The 9,241-nt window shown below is 60.7% G+C and carries 8 protein-coding genes; 1 reads left to right on the top strand and 7 read right to left on the bottom strand.

All coding sequences use genetic code 11. From position 1 onward, the window contains the following. Positions 1-170: 170 nt before the first annotated feature. On the bottom strand, positions 171-581 hold the full coding sequence (locus KBB36_RS19900) for a response regulator (protein ID WP_290985290.1): 411 nt from the start codon (positions 579-581) through the stop codon (positions 171-173). Positions 582-606: 25 nt separating this feature from the next. Then, positions 607-2,907 carry an ATP-binding protein gene (locus KBB36_RS19895; protein WP_290985288.1) on the bottom strand — a complete coding sequence of 767 codons (2,301 nt, stop codon included), beginning with the start codon at positions 2,905-2,907 and terminating at the stop codon, positions 607-609. A 291-nt stretch (positions 2,908-3,198) separates the two neighbouring features. On the opposite strand from KBB36_RS19895, the gene KBB36_RS19890 reads away from it, so the two are divergent. After that, on the top strand, positions 3,199-4,302 hold the full coding sequence (locus KBB36_RS19890) for a TRAP transporter substrate-binding protein (protein ID WP_290985285.1): 1,104 nt from the start codon (positions 3,199-3,201) through the stop codon (positions 4,300-4,302). Between the two features lie 121 nt (positions 4,303-4,423). Here the strand turns inward: KBB36_RS19890 and KBB36_RS19885 are convergent, their stop codons facing one another. The 5 genes from KBB36_RS19885 to KBB36_RS19865 form a co-directional block, all read right to left on the bottom strand. Further along, positions 4,424-5,815: a TRAP transporter large permease subunit gene (locus tag KBB36_RS19885; RefSeq protein ID WP_290985282.1), complete on the bottom strand. Its 1,392-nt coding sequence runs from the start codon at positions 5,813-5,815 to the stop codon at positions 4,424-4,426. Then, a complete protein-coding gene (locus tag KBB36_RS19880; protein ID WP_290985279.1) occupies positions 5,812-6,366 on the bottom strand; it encodes a TRAP transporter small permease subunit in 555 nt (184 codons plus the stop codon). The genes KBB36_RS19885 and KBB36_RS19880 overlap by 4 nt, the downstream gene beginning before the upstream one ends. A 309-nt stretch (positions 6,367-6,675) precedes the next feature. Then, positions 6,676-7,413 carry an arginyltransferase gene (locus KBB36_RS19875; RefSeq protein WP_290985276.1) on the bottom strand — a complete coding sequence of 246 codons (738 nt, stop codon included), beginning with the start codon at positions 7,411-7,413 and terminating at the stop codon, positions 6,676-6,678. A gap of 59 nt (positions 7,414-7,472) precedes the next feature. Then, positions 7,473-7,976 carry an RDD family protein gene (locus KBB36_RS19870; protein ID WP_290985273.1) on the bottom strand — a complete coding sequence of 168 codons (504 nt, stop codon included), beginning with the start codon at positions 7,974-7,976 and terminating at the stop codon, positions 7,473-7,475. Further along, positions 7,976-9,130: a flagellar motor protein MotB gene (locus KBB36_RS19865; RefSeq protein ID WP_290985270.1), complete on the bottom strand. Its 1,155-nt coding sequence runs from the start codon at positions 9,128-9,130 to the stop codon at positions 7,976-7,978. The genes KBB36_RS19870 and KBB36_RS19865 overlap by 1 nt, the downstream gene beginning before the upstream one ends. Positions 9,131-9,241 lie beyond the last annotated feature (111 nt).

The following is a 9,241-nucleotide window of genomic DNA, read 5'->3' as shown; positions in this document are numbered from 1 at the left end:
GCTCAGAATGCGGTCAACACGTTCCCGGTCCCGCGGCGATGGCCCGGTCTCGGTGGCCGGCTTGCTGCCGGCAAGGCGTCTGACGACATTACGCCACATCTTATTCGATACCCTAGGCGGCTTGCTGGCTGCATAGACGGAACGCGCCAGGATAGTGCGGCATGGCAGGTTTACGATGGCTTAATGCGAAACATCACCATGATTTTCTGCTTCAACTGGGCCGGCGAGAACGGCTTGATAACATAGGCATCCACCTTGTTGGCCTGGGCGGTGCGCACAAATTCCTCGTTGGCATTGCCGGTCAGCATCAGGAACGGCATGTTCTCCCAGGTGCTGCGCACATGTTTGAGCAGGTCAAGGCCACTGACATTCGGCATGTTCCAGTCCGAAATGATCAGGTCAAAGCGCGCATCTTCATAGCTGAGCTGCTGGATTGCAGCCTGGCCGTCCTTCACCACCACCAGGTTGGTGACGCCGAGCTGCCTCAGCACGGCGGTGGCCAGCCGCTGGGCAAAGGCATCATCCTCCACCAGCAGCACACGCAGCCGCTCAAAGCCCGGCACTTTGGTATCTTCCAGCATCAATCCTGCTATCCCAGTCGACTGCTCAAGCAAATTCCCCGCGCTTGTTCCTTAACCATTCCAGGCCGTCTTGCAAGTCGTTTCGTAAATCGGCCAGCGTGACGGCGGCCTGTGTATCATTGCCGCTGCGGCCCATTTCTTCCAGCAATTCGGCTTTATGGTGCACCCGCAGCAGGCCCATGCTGGCGGCCGAGCTTTTCAGGCTATGGGCGCCAAGCCCGATTGCTACCCAGTCCCGGGCTTGTTCCTGGCTTGCAAAATCCGTTGCAAGCTGTTCTGCCGCCTCAAAGAACGCGTCAATCAATTCAACCACGATCTCATTGCCAAGATCATTGCCAAGCTGGGCAAGTGCGTTGTCGTCAAACGGTTGGTCAGTAGCCGGTCGGGCTGCAGGCAGCGGCGGTGGTGGATGTTTGGCATCGCCCATGCCGAGCACGCGACGGATCGCCGCATCCAGCGCGGCCGGATGGATCGGCTTGCCCACATAGTCGTTCATGCCGGCATCGATGCAACTGCGGATACCATCCGGGCTTAGGCTGGCGGTGGCGGCGATGATGGGCAGCTTGGCCCCGGCTGCACGGATCGCCCTGGTGGCGGCGCGGCCATCCTGCTCGGGCATATGCACATCCATCAACACCAGTTCAAAATCATCGCTCAGCGCCTTGCTCACCGCCTCCAGGCCGTTGACTGCGAATTCGACCTTATGACCGCCTTCCGCCAGCATGCCGCCGATTACCCGCCGGTTCACCGGGTTGTCTTCGGCCACCAGGATGCGCAGAGCGGGCAGCGGCGCCTGTTCTGCCGCCAGAGCCTCTGCACTGCGCGGGGCTTCGCCGGCAGCCAGATCAAGCTCAAACCAGAAGCAGCTGCCTTCACCGATTTTGCTATCTACACCGATCCGGCCGCCCATCGCTTCGATCAGCTTGCGGCTGATCGCCAGCCCCAGGCCGGTACCGCCGAAACGCCGCGTGATTGAAGAATCAGCCTGGGCAAAGCTGCCAAACAGCTTGCCGATATTTTCCCGCGCAATGCCGATACCGGTATCGCGGATTTCAAAACGCAAGTGGTCGCCGTTGCCGGTTTGCGCCGGGCCAAGCCGGCTAACAGCTACCCAGACACGGCCCTGTTCGGTGAATTTGATTGCATTGCCGATCAGGTTCAGCACCACTTGGCGCAGTCGGCCTGGATCGCCCTTATGATGAGGCGCCATATCCACCGGGATATCAAAGCCGAGTTGCAGGCCCTTTTCGTCGGCACGCGAGCGCATCAGCTTCACCGCTCCGCGCACTTGGGCTGCCAGATCAAAATCGATCTGTTCCAAATCAATGCGGCCGGCTTCCAGTTTGGAGAAATCCAGGATGTCGTTGAGGATGGTGAGCAGGGCCTCGCCGGATTGCAGCACGGTATTTGCCAGATCGGTCTGCTCGCGGTCGAGATCGGTTTTCAGCAGCAGCCGGGTGAGGCCGAGCACACCATTCATCGGTGTACGAATCTCATGGCTCATCATGGCGAGGAATTCGGATTTCGCCTTGGTGGCGGCTTCGGCCTTTTCGCGCGCTTCCTCCACGTCCAGCATGGCCTGGCGGAACACCCCCAGCGAGCGCGCCATGCGGCCCAGCTCGTCGCGGCGCTGCATATGCGGCGGCTCCTGGTCGCGCTCGCCACCGGCCAGGCGGAACATCGCCTGGGTCATGGCATTGAGCGGCGCAACGATATCGCGGATCAGCAGGAAGGCCACACCGAAGATCACCAGCGCCAGGGCGGCGATCACCATCAGGGTGCGCTGCTTGGCGCGCTCCACCGCCGCCTCGGCATCCATGCGGAACACAAAGCCATCGGCGGCCGAAGTCTGGGTCAGGATTTCCAGCTTTTCCAGGATCGCCTTGGCACTATCCTCGCGGCGATGGATGGCGGCTTCCAGGTCAACCCGGCTGCCGCGCTTGCGTAGCGCGCTTTCTGCGGCTTCCAGCCATTCAGCATCCAGGTTGCGGATATCCACCGCCAGATCGTGGATCACCTTGGACAAGCCACGTTCTTCGGCGATTTGCAGGTCGCCCAGAAAATCGTCGTTACGCGCCTTCAGGCTTTCGATCTGTTCAGCCACGCGGGCGGCGTCGCGGGAGTCAAATTCGCGATTGGCCAGTTCCATCACGGCAAAGCTGGTCTGCGCCGAGCGGGCATAATTAATCGTCATCAGCGGTTGGTCATACATCCGCACCACCAACTCGCCGACGCTCCACAGCGCCAGCAGGGCGGCGATACCCAGGCCGGCAGCGGCCAGCACCGACACCGCGAAGGCGGCCGCGAGCTTGCCGCGCACCGTCATGCGGGCGCCGCCTTGGCCTGATTCGCCATGGCTAAAAAAGTTGCCGCTGAAAAAAGCATCGGAATTGCCATGCCCTCAACCTTGTCTCACCGGCATCAGACTATACCAGCAGGCAGCCAGTCGGAAATGAACAGCCTGTGTGCAATGCAGCGCCGGTGCAAGATGAAAAAAAGTAGGTTTGCCCGAGGCTTGAGGGGATCGGCACTTGCCGGGCGTCGTTAAAGTTGCCAAACTCCGGCCAGCGTCAACAGTGTGATATGTTGACCACACTTTTGGGAGGATACCCTAACAATGAAACGCCGTAATTTCATCAAGGGCGCTGCGCTTGCCGGCGCCGCTGCCACTGTCACCACCGCTGCTGCTTTCCCGACCCCGGCCCTGTCGCAGGGTCGCATCGAATGGCGCATGGTCACTACCTGGCCGAAGAATTTCCCCGGCCTGGGCGTTGGCGCCGAGCGTCTGGCCCGCCGCATCAACGACATGTCGGGCGGCCGCCTGAATGTGCGCGTGTTCGCCGCTGGTGAACTGGTGCCCGCCTTGCAGGCGCTCGATGCCGTGATCCAGGGTTCGGCAGAAATGAGCCATGGCGCTGCCTATTACTGGCAGGGCAAAAGCCGTGGCCTGTCGTTCTTCACCGGCGTGCCATACGGCATGACCTCGCGTGAATTGGCGGCCTGGGTGCGCTTCATGGGCGGCCAGCAGATCTGGGACGAAATCTACGACAAGTTCGGCGTCAAGGGCTTCCTGTCGGGTGACACCGGCACCCAGGCCGGCGGCTGGTTCCGCAAGGAACTGACCGGCGTGGCCGATATCAAGGGCCTGAAGTTCCGCACCCCCGGCCTGGGCGGTCAGACCTGGGAAAAGCTGGGCGCCACCGTGGTCAACCTGGCGGCGGGCGAAATCTTCCAGGCGCTGCAATCCGGCGCGCTGGATGCCGCTGAATTCGTCGGCCCGTATAACGATCTGGCCCTCGGCTTCCATCAGATTGCCAAGAACTACTATTTCCCGAGCTTTATCGAGCCGGGTCTGGCGACCGAAGCCGTGGTGAACAAGAGCAAGTTCGCGGCGCTGCCGAAGGATTTGCAGGCGATTGTTGAGAATGCCTGCCAGGCCGAATACGACCACACCGCCTCTGACTTCTACGCCAACGATCCGGTGGCGCTGAAGACCCTGGTGGAGAAGCATGGCGTGAAGGCGCTGCAATTCCCTGAGGAAATCCTCAAGGCCGGTGGCGTTGCCGCCAAGGAAGTCATCACCGCCGTGCGCAACAGCGACGATGCCCTGACCAAGAAGACCGCAGAGAGCTTCATCGCGGCGCTTGAAGTGCTGCGTACCCGCACCCGCGGCACGGACAGCCCGTTCCTGGTGGCTCGCGAGAAGTATTTCCAGCTCTAAGCCGGATATCCGGTTTAACGGGAAGGGCCCGCCGCAAGGCGGGCCCTTTTTCGTTGGCGATCTTTCATAAAAAAAAGCCGCAGCGGTTTTAGCCGCTGCGGCTTTTTTGTTCAGCCCGAGCTTACTTGAAGATCACATTTGGCAGCCAGGTGGCCAGTTCCGGGAAGGCATAGAGTGCCGCCATCGCCACCACCTGCAAGCAGACAAAGGGGATGATTCCTTTGTAAATCTGGCTGGTCTTGATGCTGCTGGGTGCGACGCCGCGCAGATAGAACAACGAGAAACCAAAGGGCGGGGTGAGGAAGCTGGTTTGCAGATTCACGCCCACCATCACACCCAGCCAGACCGGATCAACATCCATCGCCAGCAGGATCGGCGCGGTGATCGGGATCACGATGAAAATGATCTCGAAGGTATCCAGAATGAAGCCAAGCACAAACATCAGCGCCATCACGAAGATGACCGCACCGATCTGGCCGCCAGGCAGGCTTTTGAGCAATTCCTCAACCAGCGCATCGCCACCCATCATGCGGAACACGATGGAAAACACTGAAGCGCCGAAGATGATGATGAACACCATCGAGGTGATTTCAGCGGTGGAGCGTGCCGAATGCCGCAGCACATCCATGTTCAGCCGGCCGCGCACCGCAGCCATAGCCGCCGCGCCGATGGCACCAACCGAGGCCGCCTCGGTTGCGGTGGCGATGCCGCCCAGGATGCTGCCGAGCACTGCCACGATCAGCACCAGTGGCGGAATCAACGCCACCAGCACATCACGGGCCAGGGTGCGGCGTTCCTCGGCGGTTACTTCCAGTGCTGGGCAGCTTTTAGGATCGGTGATCGCCTTGAAGATCACCCAGCCGGCATACAAAGACACCAGCAGCAGGCCGGGCAGGAAAGCACCGGCAAACAGGTCGCCAACGGAAACCACCGAAGGGGCGAAATTGCCCTTGGCCATCTGTACCTGGGCATTCATGCCGGCGAGCATGTCGCCCATGAAGATCAGGATGGTGGAGGGCGGGATGATCTGGCCCAGCGTGCCGGAGGCGCAGATCACGCCTGTAGCCAATTTGGGATCATAGCCGGCGCGCATCATCGCCGGCAGGCTGAGCAGGCCCATGGTGACCACGGTGGCGCCAACCACGCCGGTGGAGGCGGCGAGCAGCGCACCCACCAGCACCACGGAAAGGCCGAGGCCGCCGCGCAGGCTGCCAAACAGGCGCCCCATGGTGGTAAGCAGCTGCTCGGCGATTTTAGAGCTTTCCAGCATCACGCCCATGAAGATGAAGAGCGGCACGGCCACCAACACTTCATTGGTCATGCTGCCAACATAGCGGCTGGCAATGGCGCCGAAATTCGACGGGTCAAAGGCGCCCAGCGCCCAGCCGATTACGGCAAAGATCAGCGAGGTGCCGGCAAGCGAAAAGGCCACCGGATAGCCAAGCATCAGCACGCCGATGATGCCGAAGAACATCAAAACGGCAAGAATTTCACCGATGACAATGCCGCTCATGACAATTCCTCCGTCTTGTAACGGAGGTTTTCAGGCAGCAAATCCTCCTTGTCTGCCAGCACCAGCAGCGCGCGCAGCGCTGCGGCGATACCCTGCAAGGCGATTACCACGGCAAAAACGATGATGAAGGATTTCAGCACATATAGGCCGTGCATACCGCCGGCATTGCCGGATTGCTCGGAGATGCCCCAGGAGCTGCGGACATAATTCCAACTGTAGTAGATGACTACGAAAGCGAAGGGCAGCAGAAACACAAAGGTGCCGAACAGGTCGATCATGGCCTTGCGACGGAGTGTTGCCGGCCGGTAGAAAATATCCACCCTTACATGGCCTTCGCGCATCAGCACATAGCCGGCAATGCCGGTGAACATGATGCCGTTCATCCAGACATACAGGTCCTGCATCCAGACGAAGCCGGTGTTGAAGAAGTAACGCAGCACCACCACGGAGAAGCAGACCAGCACGATCCCCAGCGAGAACCAGGAGAAAAGCCGGCCGAGCAACTCGTTGAAGGCGCTGATCGCTCGCACGGTCAGGGCAATGGCGTTCACAATTCCAATCCTTACCTTGGGCGCCGCATGGCGCGTCGAAGCACAACGGACACGAACATCACAATTTCAGGGGAGGGGTGCAGCCAAAGCCCGGCAGCCGGGCAAAAGCACGATTGGCAACATACACAGTTCACCGATGCCCGGCTGCATTGTCCGGAGCGCGGCGCCCCCCTGGCGGATGCCGACCTTTGGCGGCTTTCATACAGGCTGATGGGCTTCAATGCCAAGCCCGGCGCAACAAAATAATCATAAGAATATAGGAAATTAACAGGCCAAAGCCGCCGGCCTGTTGCCGGCCGAGATAAAAAATCAGGTATTCTCAACAGCTTCCGGCATCATCTGCCAGCCATCCGGGGTCAGGGCCTCCAAGGGCTGGAAACGGCTTTTATAGGCCATTTTCGGACTCTCGCTGATCCAATAGCCGAGATAGACATAGGGCAGACCCTGCTCGCGGGCCTGTTCGATATGCCACAGGATAATTAGCGTGCCGGGGCTGGATTGGTCAAAATCCGGATCGAAGAAGCTGTAAACCAGCGAAATGCCGTCCTGCATCGCATCGGTGAGGCATACGCCGAGTAGCCGGCCATCGGCAAAGCGGAATTCGGTCAGCGCCGTGCGCACCGGGCTGTCTTCCACCATGGCGCGGTAATCGGCGAATTCCATATCCGCCATGCCGCCGCCTTCATGCCGCGCCGTGACATAGCGGCGAAACACCATGTAATGCTCGCGTGTGGCATAGGCCGGCAGGCGGCGGGTGATGATGCCATTGCGGCGGCGCCAGATGCGGCGCTGGCCATCACTTTGGCGAAAAGCCTCAACTAGCACCCGCACTGGCACGCAGGCATTACATTGTTCGCAGGCCGGGCGATAGGCCAGATCCTGGCTGCGGCGGAAGCCGGCCTGGCTCAAGGCATTATGCAGGCTGTCCGGGTCTTCGCCGGCCAGCAGGGTCACCACCTTGCGCTCCAGCTTGCCGGCCAGATAGGGGCAGGGCGTGGGCGGCGTGGCGAAGAAATGCCGCAACGGAATTTGCAGGCGATGTTTCATGCAGCCTTATTATGCGTTTCCCGGCTCAGACTTGCCAGTATGTTAGCGCAAATGTCTGATCAGACCAGAACGGATTTTGTTTTGGTCCGCACCACCATGGTGCCGCACAGGATATCGTGCAGGCAGCGGCCGCGATTATGGAACAGCGGCAATACCAGGATCAGGCCGAAGGTGAGGCCGAGCGAGACATAAAACACCACCGTGTGCAGCAATGCTTGCAGATAGCCCGGCTGGCCGCCATGCCAGACACGCACCTGGATGCCGCACAGCCGCATGCCGGGCGTGGCAGAAGCGGGGCCGCCGATAGTCAGCGTGTGATAGGCAGTGGGCCACAGCGCCAGCAGAGTGGCCACCGGCAGCGTCAGCAGGCCGAAGCTGATCAGCCCGAGCATAATGGCGCCCAGCCCAAGCAGGATGCCAAAAAAGCTGATCAATGCCAGATCGATCAGATAGGCAAAGGCGCGGCGCGGCACCACGCCAGCAAATTCCGCCTCGTCAAAGGGCGGCGGATCGGAATCGGGGGACGATCCGAAAGGGCGGCGAATTGGCAGGTCGTTGCGCATCAGCGTGACGGCTGGATGCGGATGCCACCGTTGCTGCTCGGCCCGTTCAGGCCCGGCGGCGGCGGCGGCGGCGGCGGCGGCAACACGCTGCGCGATGTGGGCGGCGTATTCGGGCGTGGTGTGCCGCCACCATTGCTGCCTTCGGCCGCGTTGACCTTTTTCACATCGCTCAGCACCAGGATGGCGATGCGGCGATTGCGCGGATCAAGCGGATTATCCTTGATCATCGGGTCCTGATCGGAATTGCCGGTGACCTGGCGAATGCGCTCGGCAGGCACGCCGGCATCAATCAGCGCACGCCGGCTGGCATTGGCGCGGTCGGTGGAAAGTTCCCAATTGGAATAATTGCCCTGGCCACGGAACGGCTGCGCATCGGTATGGCCGCTGATTGCCAGCTTGTTGGGCAATTTTGAAACCGCCTGCGCCACCTGTTGCATCAGCCGGCGGGTTTTATCACTCATCGCCGAACTGCCCGAAGGGAACATCGAGGATTGTTCCTGATCCACAAGCTGGATGCGGAAACCTTCCGGCGTGGTGTCAAACACGATCTGCTTGGCCAGTTCGGAAAGCTGCGGATTGTCGGCTATGGCCTGGCGGATGGCTTCTTCGGCTTGCTGGAAATTCTCGCGTTCAACTTCAGCCAGGCGTTCGGCGGCGGCCTGCGCATCAATCTGGCCCTGCTGATTGAACTGGCCAGGGCCTTGCCCCTGACCCGGTGATTGATTGCGATCCGTGGGGTCGGGGCTGAGTTCGCCGCGCTGGCCGGGCGAGGGTGGCGGGCGGCGCGAATCCTCATATTTCTGATCGTATTGCGGCTGGTCGGGCTGATCGGATTTTTCCGAAGAAGGGCCGACGATCATAGTGGGCAGGCCAAAGGAACTGATCTTGCCGCCATCCTCGATGATGGTGCGGCCGCCCATCACGCCGCCGGCGCCGGAAAAGCTGCGGCTGACCGAGGCCGGCGAGAAATAATCCGCCACGCCCTTTTTCTGCTCATCGGTGGTGACGTTCAAAAGCCAGAGCAGCAGGAAAAACGCCATCATCGCGGTCACGAAGTCGGCATAGGCCACTTTCCACGCGCCACCATGGGCCGCGTGAACACCCTTTTTGATCTTCTTGATGATGATGGGGCGTTCGCCATCGGCGGCAGCCATAACAAAGCCTCCGCCGGTTAGACCGCCTGCACCTTGCTGGTGGCTTCTTCCACTTCGTAGAAACTGGGCCGCACATTCGACATCAGCGACTTGCGGGCAAATTCCACCGAA

Source organism: Ferrovibrio sp. (genome assembly GCF_017994015.1).
Lineage (GTDB): Bacteria > Pseudomonadota > Alphaproteobacteria > Ferrovibrionales > Ferrovibrionaceae > Ferrovibrio.
Note: the sequence above shows the minus strand (reverse complement) of the source record. Positions and strands in the feature narration are given on the sequence as shown.

Excerpts from the sequence above, each read along its gene's own strand:
- KBB36_RS19900 (WP_290985290.1), bottom strand. The coding sequence starts at position 581 with ATGCTGGAAGATACCAAAGTGCCGGGCTTTGAGCGGCTGCGTGTGCTG.
- KBB36_RS19895 (WP_290985288.1), bottom strand. The coding sequence starts at position 2,907 with ATGACGGTGCGCGGCAAGCTCGCGGCCGCCTTCGCGGTGTCGGTGCTG.
- KBB36_RS19890 (WP_290985285.1), top strand. The coding sequence starts at position 3,199 with ATGAAACGCCGTAATTTCATCAAGGGCGCTGCGCTTGCCGGCGCCGCT.
- KBB36_RS19885 (WP_290985282.1), bottom strand. The coding sequence starts at position 5,815 with ATGAGCGGCATTGTCATCGGTGAAATTCTTGCCGTTTTGATGTTCTTC.
- KBB36_RS19875 (WP_290985276.1), bottom strand. The coding sequence starts at position 7,413 with ATGAAACATCGCCTGCAAATTCCGTTGCGGCATTTCTTCGCCACGCCG.
- KBB36_RS19870 (WP_290985273.1), bottom strand. The coding sequence starts at position 7,976 with ATGCGCAACGACCTGCCAATTCGCCGCCCTTTCGGATCGTCCCCCGAT.
- KBB36_RS19865 (WP_290985270.1), bottom strand. The coding sequence starts at position 9,130 with ATGGCTGCCGCCGATGGCGAACGCCCCATCATCATCAAGAAGATCAAA.